This window comes from Agrobacterium vitis (genome assembly GCF_013337045.2).
Lineage (GTDB): Bacteria > Pseudomonadota > Alphaproteobacteria > Rhizobiales > Rhizobiaceae > Allorhizobium > Allorhizobium vitis_B.
The window spans coordinates 129,559-145,206 of sequence record NZ_CP118260.1 but is presented as its reverse complement, the minus strand read 5'-3'; the positions used below and the strand labels follow the sequence as shown (position 1 = coordinate 145,206).

Below are 15,648 nucleotides of genomic sequence, written 5' to 3'. Positions count from 1 at the left end.
GCCCAGAAAGAATTTTGCGTCTTGATAAACCAAGCGGGAAAAACAGACCCCATCAGCAGAGAAATGTCGCATCGATCATCCTGACAGGCTTTTTGCCCCGGAAAACCAGCGAGCTTGAACAACCGACCTTCAAGGCAGGCGCAATTTCTAAGCGCCCGTGAAAGAAGGGAAGAATATTTCTCTACTTAATCGATGGATTATTCCATCATGCAACCGTCACAGAGGCCAAAGACCTAGCAAAAATCCAGGGCGGTGACTGGCGGAAATTCAACACAGGACGGGAGTTACAGATGAGCAGCAAACCATTGCATCCAGAAACGCTGGCCCTTCATGCCGGCTGGCGCGCCGACCCGACGACGGGGTCTGTCGCCGTTCCGATCTATCAGACCACGTCTTTTCAGTTCCGGGATACGGAGCATGCGGCCAATCTGTTTGCCCTGAAAGAGCTGGGCAATATCTATAGCCGCATCGGCAACCCTACCGTGGATGTGCTTGAGCAGCGCATTGCAGCCATCGAAGGTGGCGTGGCGGCTTTGGCGCTTGCCTCCGGTCAGGCGGCATCTGCGGTCGCGATCCAGAATCTCGCCAAAGTTGGCGACAATATCGTCAGCTCCACTGATCTTTATGGCGGCACCTGGAACCTGTTTGCCAACACACTGAAAGATCAGGGCATCGAGGTTCGTTTTGTTGATCCGACTGATCCGGAAAACTTCCGCCGCGCCACGGATGGGCGCACTCGCGCCTATTATGCCGAGACGCTGCCCAATCCGAAACTCACGGTTTTCCCGATTGCCGAAGTGGCAAGCATTGGCCGGGAATTCGGCATTCCGCTGATTGTCGACAATACCGCCGCCCCCTTGCTGGCGCGGCCCTTCGATCATGGCGCGGCTGTGGTTGTTTATTCCTCCACCAAATATCTCGGCGGCCATGGCACGTCCATTGGTGGCTTGATTGTTGATGGCGGCAATTTCGATTGGGAAGCGCACAAGGAGCGCCAGCCCGCGCTGAACACACCTGATCCAAGCTATCACGGTGCGATCTGGACCGAAGCCACCAAGCCACTTGGACCGATTGCCTATATCATCAAGGCCCGCGTCACCCTGTTGCGTGACCTCGGGGCTGCACTCTCGCCCTTCAACGCCTTCCAGATTTTGCAAGGCATTGAAACCCTGCCACTACGCATTGAGCGCCATGTTAAAAACGCCGCAGCCGTTGCGGACTATCTGGCCAAGCGCCCGGAAATCGCCAAGGTGATCTATCCATCGCAGCAGAGTGGCGTATGGCGTGAGCGGGCAGATACATATCTCAAGGGTGGTTACGGTGGTCTTGTCGGGTTTGAGTTGAAAGACGGGCTGGACGCTGGCCGCCAGTTTATCGACAGTCTCGAATTGCTCTATCATGTTGCCAATATTGGAGATGCCCGCAGTCTGGCCATTCACCCGGCCTCGACAACCCATTCCCAGCTCACAGCAGAAGAGCAGGCCTCAAGCGGTGTTTCGCCGGGCTATGTGCGCCTTTCCATCGGCATTGAGCATATTGATGACATCATCGCCGATATCCAACGTGGTCTCGATGCCGCATCTTCTGGTGTCCAGAACAGCAAGGCTGCCTGATTAAACATTGGAAAACGGAAGCACCGTGCGGTGCTTCCGTTTTTATCTGCGCATCGGATTTTTCCGAAAACCGGTTCCCACTTTTCGGCCGATGTTCGAAAGCTCAGGACGAGAAATTACATACGGCGTACAACATACAGACCGTCAGATCGCCCCGTGGCGTGGGGGCAGCTGATCATTCAGGTAGAAATTGCCGATATGGTGATATTTCCAGCGCACCGGATCATGCAGCGAATGGGTGCGGGCATTGCGCCAGTAGCGATCCAGCCCGTAGGCTTCCAAGGTCGAGCGTGCGCCTCCAAGCTCGATCAGCTTGGTGGAGGCCAGCTGCGCCACTTCGGTGCCCAATGCTTTCACTTCGGCAACGGCGATAGAGGCTTCCGCCACGGTTTGCGCGGTGGGATTGGAACTAGCAATATCCAGAATGCGCCCAGCCCGAGCCAGAAGTGCATCGGCGGCATGCACGCGGATTGAAACATCACCCACGGCATGGATGGTGTGCGGGTCTTCATGGCCATGCTCAATGCTCAGCTCGAAAAACGGCCTTGCATGGGCGCGGACATAGGAAATGGTTTCTGCCAATGCACCGCGCGCAATGCCCACTTGTACCGCCGAATGGATGATCTGGGCAAACGGCCCCATGGGCGTTGGCTGATCAAACACCTCATCATGATCCACCACGTGAAACGGGGTGATCTCGACATCATCAAAGGTCACGGTGCCGCTGCCGGTGGAGCGCTGGCCAAAGGAGGTCCAGTCATCCACCAGATCAAGGCCAGGCGTGGCACGATCAATAAACACCAAATGCACCCGGCCATTCGGGCCTTTGGCAACGGCCACAATGATATGGGCAAACAGCGATCCGGTGGCATAGAATTTTTGCCCGTTCAGCAGCAGCTTACCATCACGCTCGGCAAAATGGGTCTTGTAATCCACCGGGGTTTTGGTGCCGATTTCGGTAAAGGCATTGCCCAGCCGATCCCCATCAAGAACCCGTTGGAAATAATGGGCCTTCTGCTCATCAGAACCAGACAGCCGCAGCGCTTCGACCATATAGAAATGGTTTTGCGGAATCTGCCCGATGGAGGAATCTGCCGCTGAGATGATCGCCGTCACCTCCGCCAGCGTCACTGCTGAGACGCCAGCGCCGCCATAGGCCTTGGGCACCGTAATGGCCCAAAGCCCACTTTGCGAAAAGCGCTCAATCTCGGTCACTGGCAAACGCCTTTGCCGATCACGCTCCGCAGCACCCACCGCAAAGTCACGGGCAAATTCTTTGGCAACGGCAATAGCCTCGGCATCATCCTTGATCACATGCGCCTTGATACGCCGTGGCGGAATATGCGGTGCCGGGCGGCCAGCCGTGAGGGTTGCCTGCCGGTGGAGTGTACGATCTGTGCTGCTCATTGCTCTGCCTCAGTTCCCCACTCAGTTCCACGCATGGCGCGGCGGATGCTCCCCGTTCAGGAAATAATTGCCGACATGGTAGAATTTCCAGCGCACCGGATCGTGCAAGGTGTGCACCCGCGCATTGCGCCAATGGCGATCCAGACCATGTTCCGCTAGCGTCGAGCGGGTGCCCGCCAGTTCAAACAGCTTGTTGGTGGAAAGAATGGCAATCTCGGTGGTCAGTACCTTGGATTCACCGGTCTTGATGGTTGCTTCCGAGACGGTATCCAGCGTCGTATTGGCCCGCGCTGCATCAATGCTGCGACCAGCAATCTCCAGCAGCGCTTCCGCCGCATGCAGGCGGATTTTCAAATCGCCAATGGCCGCGATGGTGAAAAGGTCCTCGCTGGCCTTTTGCTTGCCGCTGTCAATCCACGGACGGCTGAGGGTTTTGACAAAGCTGATGGTGTCATCAATCGCCCCACGAGCGATGCCCGCATCAATAGCCGATTGGATGATCTGCGACACCGGACCACCCACCGTGGGATGATCAAACGAGGTGACTTTCAGAGCGCGAGCCTTCGGAACCCGCACATTCTCAAGCTTCACCGAGCCAGACGCCGTGGTGCGCTGGCCAAAGCTGGACCAATTGTTGGTCACGGTCAGGCCGGGTGCTTCACGGTCGGCAAACACCAGATAGCCCTGACCGGTTTCATCGACACTGACAATCGGCACGACATGGGAGAGAAGCGCACCGGTGGTGTAAAATTTCTCACCGTTGACGATCACGTCGTCGCCGTCATGCACAACCTTGGTTTCAAAATCGGCGACAGTCTTGCTCTTCAATTCAGAAAAGGCATTGCCATAACGCAACCCCTGCAAAGCCCAGCCGAAGAACAGTTTTTTCTGCTCTTCCGTGCCATCCAGATCAACGGTTGCAACAATGGCCAGATGGTTTTGCGTCACCTGCGCAATGGCCGGATCAGCGGCAGCAATGGTGGAGATCACCTTGGCAAGCGTGGCATAGGAAACCTCCGGCCCGCCATAGGCTTTTGGCACATTGATGCTCCACAACCCGCTTTGGGAATATTCATCCAACTCGTCAATCGGCAACAGGCCTTCCCGGTCACGCAAAGCGGCCCCGACCTTGAAACGCTCGGCAAGACGCTGAGCAATCTCAATGGCCTCTGCATCGGATTGAACAATATGCGCAGGCGTGATCGGGCGCGGACGGGGTGCGACCGGATCGTTGGAATTGACGCGCGGGTGAACGGTGTAATCGATCTTGGTGTCAGTAACGGTACCCATAATCGTGCCTCGTTGCTTGAAATTGGAAAGGGAATTAGCTGGCGTTCGCCAGCGGGGCGGTCTTTGCGCGTTTGAGCGCCTCAATATCGCGGTATTGATCGGCGGGATGATTTTGCGGCAAGTATGGGCCTTGGCCGAAGAGCTTTTCACGCAGCGTTCCCGGCTTGTAGGCGGTGGGATAGGCCCCGCGCTTTTGCAGTTCCGGGACAATGTAGGTGACCACATCCTCAAAACTGCCGGGTGTCACCGCATAGGCAATGTTGAAGCCATCGACATCGGTGTCAGTCACCCATTCTTGCAAAATATCGGCGACCTGATCTGGTGCGCCAACGAAGACCGGCCCCAGCCCGCCAATGCCGCCGAATTTTGCCAGTTCTTCAATGGTCCAGGATTTATCGCCACCGGCGATATGCTCCACGAAGGAATGGATGGCGTTGGTCTCCACCTTCTGGATCACATCGGTTGGCGCATATTGGCCAAAATCGATGCCACTCCAGCCGGACATGAACACCAGCGAGCCATCGTAAGAGACATATTGTTTGTAGTCCTCGAACTTGGCCTTGGCCTTTCCCTCGGTCTCGTCGGTGATGATGGTGATCAGCGTGTAGATTTTCAGGGCATTCGGATCACGCCCTGCGGCAGCCGCCTGCTGGCGAATTTCGGCCACATAGGCTTTCAGCACCGATTTGGTGGGTGCGGCCACAAACACACATTCTGCATGTTCCGCGGCAAATTTCTTCCCCGGACCAGAAGCCCCTGCTTGATACAGCACCGGGGTGCGCTGTGGCGAAGGCTCGGTCAATCCATAGCCGGGAACATCGAAATGCTTGCCCTTGTGGCCGATTTCATGAACCTTGGCCGGATCAGTAAAAACCCGCCCTTTCGGATCACGGATTATAGCGCCCTCTTCCCAGCTGCCTTCCAGCAATTTGTAGATCACCTCAAGATATTCATTGGCAATCTCATAGCGATTGTCGTGGCGCTTCAGGCCGGATTGGCCGACATTTTTGGCACCGCTCTCCAAATAGGACGTGACAATGTTCCATCCTACCCGACCCTTGGTGTGGTGGTCCGCTGTCGCAAGCCGTCTTGCAAACGTATAGGGATGCTCAAACGAGGTTGACGCGGTGATGCCAATACCCAGATGCTCCGTGGCCAAGGCAATGGGTGCCGCCAGTTGCAACGGGTCGTTGACTGGTATCTGTGCCGCCTGCCGGATTGCGTGGAAATTAGAGCCTTTATAGACATCGTAATAGCCGATCACGTCAGCAATAAAGATGCCGTCAAAAATCCCGCGCTCCAAGGTACGCGCCAGATTTTGCCAATAATCCAGATCCTTATAGGTATAGGATCGGTCATCCGGATGCGCCCACAATCCAGGCGATTGGTGTCCGACGCAATTCATGTCGAAAGCGTTGAAGTGAATTGTCCTGGTCATCGGGCCGTCCTTTGCTGCATACATACCGATGCAGCATCGCAGACATTGACGGTTATTAAAGTTAATCTATGTTTTTTATAAACTAAATGAAGGTATGTTTTTCTGCCCGCCAAGGACATTGAGAAAAACGTGGTGCTGGTACGGCGGACTCATCATGGACCTTGAGGAAGGTTTTCAGATGCAAGGCCTTCGATCAGAAAACATTGGCCGGCATAAAAGTTCTGACCGTGATATCATGGCGCCACCATAGCCTGTCTTGTAAGCGCCCCTGTTTCGCAATTCCGGCACCACAAACTCGATAAAATTATCGGGCTTGCAGGCGGCGAGCGATAAAATCACCACTGTCGATTGAATCGATGATCAAATGATTAGACACCTTAAGTATATGCAAAACTCACGCCACTGGCCACTTTGAGGCCTCTACACCCGAGCGAATGGCGCGTCTGGCAATTTTATGCGGAAAGACGTCATAAAAAGCATGATGGCGTTAACCGCAGTTTATCCAAATTGGCTTTGAATGAGTTGAAATTTGCAACCATTGGAACTTGCCATGACGCTCTCCATTAGAAATGTGCTCATTAGCGTTTTCGCCCTGCTCAGCCTTATGCTGAATGTGCTGGTTGGAAATTCAATGCTGAATTCGTACCGCACCTATCAGGTCAATGCCGAAATTTCGGAACTGACCGGCTTTGACAAGGCCTTGTTCAAGGCGCTTTTGGCCTTTCGCAGCGAGCGCGGCGATAGCGCCTCCGCCCTGTCGATCTCAATTGCCGATGGTACTGGCTCCGTACAATCGGTGCAGAAAAACCGGGCGGTTGTCGATGCCGGTATGAATGAGGCAAAGGCGATCGCTGCGGGGATCAGCGTTGCCGAATTGTCGGCGCCGATCGCAACGGTGTTAGCCACTTACGAAAAAGTCGCGACCTATCGCAAAACTATCGATGCCGAGCTGACAAAACCGCTCGAGGCTCGTGACGCAAGCATCACCAAGGCGTCAATGGATCTGGGCGGGACGTTTCTGGCCGATCTTGAAAAGGCGTCCGAGGCTGCGGAAGGCCGCATGCGCACGCTCGATGCGGCGATGATGCCGATGATTCAGATGCGTGCCTATGCATGGTCGACCCGCGCCCTTGGTGGCGGCAGTGCCCTGATCCTCAACAACGCCGTGACATCCGGCCAGCAGATTTCGGCTGAGAACCAGGTCAAGCTGGCCGTGGGAGACGCGAATGTCGCCTATGCGTGGAAAGCCGTGCGGGTGCTGGTCGATCATAAGGATACGCCCCAGGCCATCAAGGAGGCCTTCAAGGTTGCAGATACAGCGTATTTTACCGGCGACTACGCCAAAATGCGCGCCGACGTCATAGCCAAACTGAGCGCTGGCGAAAAGTCACCGCTGACAATCGATCAATGGAGATCGCCGACCACGGCTGCCCTGGGGAAGGTTGCCGATATCGCATCGCTTGCCATGGATACGTTGAATGCCAATGCAGCAACGGCCAAGTCCGCCGCGCTGACCCAGACACTATCCTTCCTGGCGCTCTTCCTGTTGGTGTTGGCGCTCGGCATCGTGGGATTGGTCGTCATCGTCCGTAAGGTCATTCGCCCGATCGGCGCGCTGACGCGTTGCATGGGCGCACTGGCCGACGGCGACCTGTCGGTCGTCGTTCCCGGCGCCAAACGCCGGGACGAAATGGGCGAAATGGCGCGTTCCGTGGAAGTGTTCCAGGTTGCAGCCATCCGTAATAAGGAACTCGAAGCCAGCACCGAGGAAAACCGTAGGATCGCCGAACGCGATCGCATCGAGACGCAACGCCGGATCGAAGCGGAGGCCGAAGAGCGCCTGACGCGCGCCACCGGCGCGTTGGCAAGCGGTCTGCGCAAGCTTGCTGCTGGCGACATGCTCTGTGAAATTGCCGAGGAGTTTGCGCCGCGCTTCGAGGAACTGCGCCAGGACTTCAACGCCTCCGTCAGCCAGTTGCGCACCACACTTCTGGCGGTCGGCGGCTCGGCCATGGCCGTGTCGGGTGGCAGTAGCGAAATCTCCCATGCCTCCGACGACCTCGCCAAGCGAACCGAGCAGCAGGCTGCCTCGCTCGAAGAGACGGCCGCTGCCCTTGAGGAAATCACCGCCAATGTGAGAGCGACCTCGAAGCGAACCGGCGAGGCCCGCGATCTGGTGCGCGATACCAAAAGCCGCGCGGAGCAATCGGGTATCGTCGTCAATAACGCTGTCACAGCGATGGAGCGTATTGAACATGCCTCCCGCCAGATCGGCCAGATCATCGGCGTGATTGATGAGATTGCCTTCCAGACCAACCTACTGGCGCTGAATGCAGGCGTCGAAGCCGCCCGCGCTGGTGAGGCCGGAAAGGGCTTTGCCGTTGTTGCCCAGGAGGTGCGCGAACTGGCGCAGCGTTCGGCCAATGCCGCCAAGGAAATCAAATCGCTGGTCTCCAATTCGGAAGTCGCCGTCAGCGAAGGTGTCAAACTGGTCAACGATACCGGCGAAGGATTGACGGCGATCGCCAGCCTCGTCCAATCGATCAACCAGCACATGGATGCGATTGCCACGGCAGCACAGGAACAGTCTGTGGGACTTGGGGAAGTCAATACCGCTGTCAACCACATGGACCAGGCGACGCAGAAGAATGCAGCCATGGTCGAGGAAATGAACGCGGCCGGCGCTGGCCTGGCGCAGGAAAGCGGCAAGCTGACTGAATTGCTCGGCCAGTTCCGCACGGGAGATAACCGTCAGGCAGGCTACGCGCCCGCCGCTCACGTACCTGCCAAACCGGCAAGTCGACCCGCCGCACAATCTCGTCAGACCTATGCCACACAGGGCAATGCTGCGCTGAAGGGCGAGAGTTGGGAAGAGTTCTAGGGCTTATAAGGGAGAAGCGGTCACCGGCTTTCCCGAAAAGACAAAAAACACAAGAAACGAGCGTCTGTCAGGTTCAATCTGAACCTGACAGACTCTAAGGTCCGCTTTATTCTCAACGGACACCGTCCTGAGGCTGTTCAGTTCGTGAGCGCGTTTCACCCCGGACAGGTATTTATGGATGCCCACTGGCACGCCGCCGACAAAGCGGAAACCGTGAGGCAAGCTCAAGCGCCTTCTACCCCCGTCTGAGCAAAAGCCTCAATTCGCAATCCTGATTGAGGAGCCTTTGGTTCACGATACCCGTCCAACGCAGTCATCGTATATGGTCATGCACGACCTGAAAGTTCACACCTACAGCGCCGAGCAGGTTTGAGAAGACACACAATAGGGATTATCGGCGAAAGTGGCTTGATCCGCGCAATATCAAATTGCAATCAAGCGTGCGCGTGCGTATGTCCGGAACATTGTTTTCAGTCAATCGTGACAGAACATAAGTACTGATCGATTGCGCTATTTTTTCAATAGGTTGGGCGATAGCCGTTACGCCGTCATCGTAGAGGCGAAACAGTTCCACATCATCGAAACTGACGATGGCGATGTCTTCCGGCACCCTTGCCCGGTGTTCTCGAACCCATTCCAGAATGCCGTAGGTCATTTTATAATTGGCTGAGAAAACAGCTGTTGGCGGCTCAGCCAGTGCCATAAACTTCTGAATGGCGGAATATCCGCCTTCTTCGGTCCACTCGCCGGAATGCAGGTAGGAAGGATTGAGGGCAATCCTGCCCTCTTCCAGCGCCTGATGGTAGCCATTCAGGCGCTGTAATCCCGATGACGTATCCAATGTGCCAAAGGCGGTGGCGATCCGTGTATGCCCGAGATCGATCAGATGGCGGACAGCGCGGTAGGAAGCCTTGGCATTTTCAACGAACACGCGGTCAACACGCAAGCCCATGATATCGTTATTGTAGACGGTTACGGGAATACCGCGTTCCACGAATCTCTCGACTTCATTGGGAATGTCTCCATGTCCCGCAAGAATCAGCGCATCGACGTTCTGTCCAGCGAAATAGGAAAGAGATTCACTCAACAGCCTGCTGTCGCCATCATGGCAATAGGTTAGCAGCGTTCTGCCGCTCTGGCGAAACAACCGGGCCAGATGATTGAGAAGCTGGGCATGAAACTCGTCCAGCTCCGGTGTCAAAAAGCCAATTACATCGGTCTTGTCGCTTTTCATCGCCCGTGCGGCAGCGCTACGCTGAAAAGACAGGGCCTCGATGGCCCGCTCAATTTCGGTGCGGTTGCCATTGCGCACCGTTTGCCCATTGAGATAGCGCGACACCGTGCCGATGGCGACGCCCGCTGCCTCGGCGACATCGTGGATGGTGGCCTGTTTTCGCTTGCCGGTTATTTCCACAGGTCCTCCCCCAGATCCATTGATAGCTTCAGCAAGGACAACCAACCCATGGCCTCACATCATCCGGGTGCCATTCCGTCGATAACAATCGCACGGTGAATGGAAATACCTGGCAGATCAACCGTGATTGCGCCATCTGCTTGTTTTTTCCAAGCAAATGTCTCGCCCGAAATCGCGTCATAGACCGATGATGGCGTTCCAGGCAGCCGTAGCGTGAAGGATACCGGGCCGATGGAGGGGATGTCCTCGATCATTTCCATCGGCCTTGCCGTCGGCTGCCAATTGATCCGCACCGATTGACCCCGGATCTGTGGAAAACCGCAGAGAAGGTGAACGATGCTGCGATTTTCATGGGCCTGCACCGTCAGCGTCGCACGGCCTGCGGATGGCAAAGTGGTTTCAAGCGTCCGCCCCGGCATCAGCCGTTCGATCAGCGCATCAACCAGATATTTGTAGAGAGGCTGCCCAATGGCGCGGTAAAGTGCAAAGACCGGATAGGCGATGGTACCCACCTTGCCATGGATTGCGCAGGCCACGCCAATAGCCTCAGCTTCAGGATCATCTGGCGTATGCTGATGCGAGCAGAAGTGGTTGAAGGCGCGGTTGAAATAGGGTGGCCTTATGCTTGCCAGAACAGTGGCACCGGCCGCTTGCAGTTTTTCCGCCCCAGCATAGACCACGAAGGGACTTGCTGGCAGGCGCGCATCGCTCAATTCTTCGGTGATCTGTGCATAGGATGGCTCGAATGCGATGTCCTCGCCGGTCAATGTCAGCCCGGTCTCAAAGGCAAAAGCGCCGGTGTCCGGCGTGCGACCAGAGTGACCGGAAATGAGGACCGCGCCGCCGGAGGCGAGATAGGCATCGAATTTTGCCTTTAAGGCAGCATCCACCGGGATCGTATCGGGCAAGATAATCAGGCGATGGCGCGAAAAATCCATCTCCGGGTCGATCACGTCGAAACATCTGTGCAATTCCAACAACATCTGCACCACGCCGTCATCACTATCGCGCACACGCTCGACACCGTTCCGATGGAAATATTCGGTGGCAAGAATGGCGATGTCAGAAACCTGTTCCACCCCCTCCAAAAAAGGTTCAAGGGCGGCAATCCGGCGAAAGGCCGGGGCGATGCTGCGATAGGTATCGGCATTGATCCGGCCATTGGGATGGAGCTGATCGCCAACCAGGCATTTGGAGCCCAGTGCCACCATCATCGCACATTCATATTCCAGCGCATCGGGATGTTTGAAGCCGCCAAACTCACCCCAACTGGTGTGGAATTTGCCGGTGTGACTGACAAAATCCAGGCCAAGCCGCGCAGCATAGCGGGCGCTGGAGGGAAAGTGATTATAGCCCCAGCCGCCCGTGGGCAGGCTTTCCAGCTCAAGATGGGTGTAGGGCGCGAAACGGTCCTTGCCATATTTGTTGATATGGCCGCTGTTGTAAAAAATGCGCGCCTGCGGAAATTCGCGCCGCAGAACGGTGCTCATCTCCTCGCGGAACTGCGCATTGACGGCCTCGTCATTGGCCAGCCGATCCGCCTTGTTCAATGGGTCAAGATTGAGGCGTGCCATGCGGGAAAGGCAGGCATTGCAGACACAATCCGGTGTCTGGATGATATCGAAGAACAGCCCGGCAGTGGGATAAAGCGTCAGAACCTCCCGCGCCTCAGTGATCAGGTGGGCGCGAAACTCATCATGGTTGAGGCACAGGGTGTGCCAGGCGGCGCTTAACTGGTTTTGGGCCGAACGATCATGGTCATCGGCATGGTCAAGATGATTGTTGGCCTTCATCACCCGCCATTCAGGATGCAGTCGGGCGGTCCGCTCATCCCACTGCACCGAGAGATAGATCGGCGTTTCAATGTCAGCGGCATTGCAGGCGGCAATCATCTCTCCCAGCAGATCGGGGCGAGACAGATTGGGATGCGGCGCACCCACCTTGGTCGGGTAATAGGACCACCCATGGTGACATTTGGCAAACAGCGTAATGGAATTCACATGCGACTGTTTGAGTGTTGCAACAAACTCTTCGGCGTCAAACTGGCTGCCAATGCCCGCAATATGCTCGGACGTGTGAAAATCGAGATGAATTTGACGATACCGCAAGGGGCGCAATGAATTCTGCGACATGATGGCTCCTTTTCTCCGGCACGAAAGCCGCGAAAATCCTGTTAGAACACCAGAAAATGCATGTTGAAATATCTGCTATCGATTTTCCCAAACCTCGCCTTGCTTGAGCTGAAGCTCAAAGACATCAGCAGGTTGGCGGATGGTGAGTGGCCCGGAGTGGCCAGCCGTGATGCGGAGTGAAGACAGTTCCCCCCCCTGCCAGCTGAGATCAACCGTGTGACCGCTACGGATGCGCACCCCCTTCAGGCTGCCGCTTGACCATTGTTCCGGCAAAGCGGGCAGAAGGCGAAGCTCGCCGGGGCGCGATTGCACCAGCATTTCGACAATCCCGGCGGCTCCCCCGAAATTCCCGTCGATCTGGAAGGGAGGATGGGCATCCATCAGGTTTGGATAGGTGCGCTCAGGGGTCAAAAGCTTGGCCAGAACCTGTGCGGCCCGATTGCCATCAGCCAGTCTGGCCCAGAGGTTCAGCCGCCAGCCAATGCCCCAGCCCGTTGCATCATCGCCGCGCCGCTCCAGAACAACCTGTGCGGCCTTGGCCAGATCCGGCGTGTCCAATGGGTCGATTTGCAGGCTCGGATAAAGCCCATAGAGATGAGAAACATGGCGATGCTGCTGCTCTGGCGCGTCCAGATCCCAATCTTCCATCCATTCCTGCAACTGACCGCCTTTGCCGATACGGTCTTCCGGCAGACGGGCGCGGGCGGCGCTCCCCTCTGTGCGAAGCTCGCCGTCCCGGCCAAGCATGGCGCTGGCATCCGCGAAGGCCTCAAACAGATCGCGAAGAATCTGGTTGTCCATGGCCGGTGCGGCGCAAAGCGACGAGCCGAAGGGATGGGAATTTTCCGGCGACAGCGACGGGCAAGTGCCGAGGTAATTGCTATCGGGCAGGGCAACCAGCGTATCCAGCGCAAATTCCACCGCGCCTTTGAGCAAAGGATAGATCCGTTCCAGCACGGCGCGATCCGGATTGAAGCGGTAATGATCATAAAGCTGGGCGCAGAGCCAGGCGCCGCCCATCGGCCACATCCCCCAATGGGGTCCATCAATCGGGCCGGTGGCACGCCAAATATCGGTGTTGTGGTGCAGAACCCAGCCGCGCGCGCCGTAATGGGCCTTGGCCATCTCACGGCCGGTTTCGGCCACATCCTCCACCAATTCCACCAGCGGCAGGAAGGTCTCGGAGAGATTGGCAACATCGGCCAGCCAGTAATTCATCTCCAGATTGATGTTGACCGTGTATTTGCTGCCCCAGGCAGGCAGAATGTCTTCATTCCAAATGCCCTGGAGATTGGCCGCCTGCGTGCCGGGTCTGGAACAGGAAATGGCAAGGTAGCGGCCATATTGCAGATAGAGCGCGGCCAGCGAGGGATCATTGCCGTCGGCATAGGCGGCAATGCGCTTGTCGGTCGGGATCGTTGGTACGGACTTGTCACCAAGGGTAATCTGCATCCGGTCAAACAGGCGGCGATGCTCTGTGACATGAGCCGCGAGCAGCGCCTCATAGGGCAGCATAGCCGCCGCATCCAGGCGTGCTTTGATCTGCGCCTGCGGATCACCATCAATAGTCTTGTAGTTTTGAAAGCTGGTGCCTGCATCGATCAGCAACACCACGCTGGACGCTTCACGCACCCGAATGGTTTCTTCGCCAATATCGACAAAGCCACCCTCGGCCAACACCCGCACCCGGAAGGCAAAGCGCAAAGCCCCGTCAATGCCGTTCTGCCGACGATTGCGCCCGTCATAGCCAAGGGTGGCGTCGGCGATATCAATCGGGTCACCGTTTTGCGGACTGCTGAGCATCACCGTCATCGACAAGGCACCCGGCTGATCCACGGCAATGCGGCAAACAATCACGTCATGAATGGCGCTGGCAAAGACATCGCGGCGAAAATGCACGCCATGGCAATCATATTGCGTGACAGCAACAGCCGTTTCGAGATTGAGTGAGCGGCGATAATTGGTGACGGTCATATCATGGTGTAGATCAAGCCAGACATCGCCAATCGGCTGATAGGAGGTCTGCCGATCCGGCTTGGCCATGGCCCCTTCATAGGCCTTGCGGTCTGCCTCCTGATAGCGTCCCGCAAGGATCAGATTGCGCACCTCAGGCAAGGCGGCATGGGCATCGGGATTGATCGGCTGGTAAGGGCCACCGCTCCAGAATGTGCTCTCATTGATCTGAAGGCGCTCATTCCAGGCATCTCCAAACACCATGGCCCCCAGCCGACCATTGCCAACGGGAAGGGCCTCGGTCCAGACGGATGCGGCACGGTCGTACCAGAGTTCATTATCGCTCATGATTAGAAATCCTATGAAATTAACAGCTTAACGGTGGATCAACGAAGGCGCGCACCGCTGGCCGGATCAAACAGCAGGGCCTTGGATGGATGAAAACCGGTGTGGATGATATCGCCCGCCCGCACGGACCGATCGCCCTTCAGGTCAACCGTCAGGGCATCTTCGCCGCGCATATTGCTGTAGCCATAGGAAACGCCGCCGAGGCTCTCCACCATGTCCACCCGAAGGTCGAACCGAGCTGATCCGTCAGAGGAAAAATGCTCAGGCCGCATACCAACAGAAATCTTTGCGCCGGGGGCGAGATCTGCACCCAGTGCAAGCTCGAATTCCACGTTCTCAAACTCGCTGAGCTTGATGCGGACGCCCGATGGACTGCGCGCCACGACATGACCGGCCAGAAAATTCATGCGCGGTGAGCCGATGAAACCGGCAACAAACATGTTGTCGGGGTCATCATAGAGACTGATCGGCGTGCCGATCTGCTCGACATTGCCCGCCCGCAACACCACGATCCGGTCGGCCAAGGTCATGGCCTCCACCTGATCATGGGTCACATAGATCATGGTTGACGCCAGAGACCGGTGCAGTTCGGCAATTTCCAGCCGCATTTTCACCCGCAGTTCGGCATCGAGATTGGACAGCGGCTCATCGAACAGAAATACATTGGGATCGCGCACGATGGCCCGCCCAATGGCAACCCGCTGGCGCTGGCCACCAGATAAGGCGGCAGGCTTGCGCTCCAAAAGGGGTGTGATGTGCAGCCGGTTTGCCGCCTGTTCCACCCGCCGTCCGATGTCGGCGCTTTTCATGCCAGCCATGCGCAGCGGAAAGCCGATATTGTTGCGCACCGTCATATGCGGATAGAGGGCGTAATTCTGAAACACCATGGCCACACCGCGCTCCGTGGGCGTAGCATCGTTGATGCGTTGACCATCGATGAGAATGTCGCCTGTCGTGATTGACTCAAGCCCGGCAATCATCCGCAGCAGGGTGGATTTGCCACAGCCGGATGGCCCGACGAAGACGGTCAGGGAGCCATCTTCAAGGTCAAGATCAATGTCATCGATGACCTTCAAGGCACCGTAGCGCTTGCCGACCCCTTTAAGTTCAACGGTTGCCATATGATTTTTCCTCCCGATGACCGTTTTTTGGCTTGGCCATGTACACTGTGG

The 15,648-nt window shown here is 56.7% G+C and carries 9 protein-coding genes; 2 read left to right on the top strand and 7 right to left on the bottom strand.

The genetic code is table 11. The features are described 5' to 3' along the window. Positions 1-290 precede the first annotated feature (290 nt). A complete protein-coding gene (locus G6L01_RS18625) occupies positions 291-1,613 on the top strand; it encodes an O-acetylhomoserine aminocarboxypropyltransferase/cysteine synthase family protein (protein WP_070163467.1) in 1,323 nt (440 codons plus the stop codon). Positions 1,614-1,757: 144 nt separating this feature from the next. On the opposite strand, the gene G6L01_RS18620 is transcribed toward G6L01_RS18625, so the two are convergent. The 3 genes from G6L01_RS18620 to G6L01_RS18610 are packed head-to-tail and all read right to left on the bottom strand — an operon-like array spanning position 1,758 to position 5,748. Continuing rightward, complete coding sequence (locus tag G6L01_RS18620; protein WP_070163466.1) at positions 1,758-3,020, bottom strand: SfnB family sulfur acquisition oxidoreductase; 1,263 nt, start codon at positions 3,018-3,020, stop codon at positions 1,758-1,760. A 21-nt stretch (positions 3,021-3,041) separates the two neighbouring features. Next, positions 3,042-4,310, bottom strand: a complete 1,269-nt coding sequence (locus G6L01_RS18615) for an SfnB family sulfur acquisition oxidoreductase (protein ID WP_070163465.1) — start codon at positions 4,308-4,310, stop codon at positions 3,042-3,044. A gap of 34 nt (positions 4,311-4,344) precedes the next feature. Next, complete coding sequence (locus tag G6L01_RS18610) at positions 4,345-5,748, bottom strand: LLM class flavin-dependent oxidoreductase (protein WP_070163524.1); 1,404 nt, start codon at positions 5,746-5,748, stop codon at positions 4,345-4,347. Between the two features lie 550 nt (positions 5,749-6,298). Between G6L01_RS18610 and G6L01_RS18605 the strand changes: the two genes are divergently transcribed. Then, positions 6,299-8,629: a methyl-accepting chemotaxis protein gene (locus tag G6L01_RS18605; RefSeq protein ID WP_070163523.1), complete on the top strand. Its 2,331-nt coding sequence runs from the start codon at positions 6,299-6,301 to the stop codon at positions 8,627-8,629. A gap of 391 nt (positions 8,630-9,020) precedes the next feature. Here the strand turns inward: G6L01_RS18605 and G6L01_RS18600 are convergent, their stop codons facing one another. The 4 genes from G6L01_RS18600 to G6L01_RS18585 all read right to left on the bottom strand — a co-directional run bounded on the left by G6L01_RS18600 (position 9,021) and on the right by G6L01_RS18585 (position 15,597). Next, positions 9,021-10,043 carry a LacI family DNA-binding transcriptional regulator gene (locus tag G6L01_RS18600; protein WP_070163464.1) on the bottom strand — a complete coding sequence of 341 codons (1,023 nt, stop codon included), beginning with the start codon at positions 10,041-10,043 and terminating at the stop codon, positions 9,021-9,023. Positions 10,044-10,102: 59 nt separating this feature from the next. Continuing rightward, a complete protein-coding gene (locus tag G6L01_RS18595) occupies positions 10,103-12,175 on the bottom strand; it encodes an alpha-L-fucosidase (RefSeq protein WP_070163463.1) in 2,073 nt (690 codons plus the stop codon). A 75-nt stretch (positions 12,176-12,250) separates the two neighbouring features. Beyond that, positions 12,251-14,476, bottom strand: coding sequence for a glycoside hydrolase family 95 protein (locus G6L01_RS18590; protein ID WP_070163462.1), 2,226 nt, complete (start codon positions 14,474-14,476; stop codon positions 12,251-12,253). A 38-nt stretch (positions 14,477-14,514) separates the two neighbouring features. Continuing rightward, positions 14,515-15,597: an ABC transporter ATP-binding protein gene (locus G6L01_RS18585; protein WP_070163461.1), complete on the bottom strand. Its 1,083-nt coding sequence runs from the start codon at positions 15,595-15,597 to the stop codon at positions 14,515-14,517. Positions 15,598-15,648: the final 51 nt, after the last annotated feature.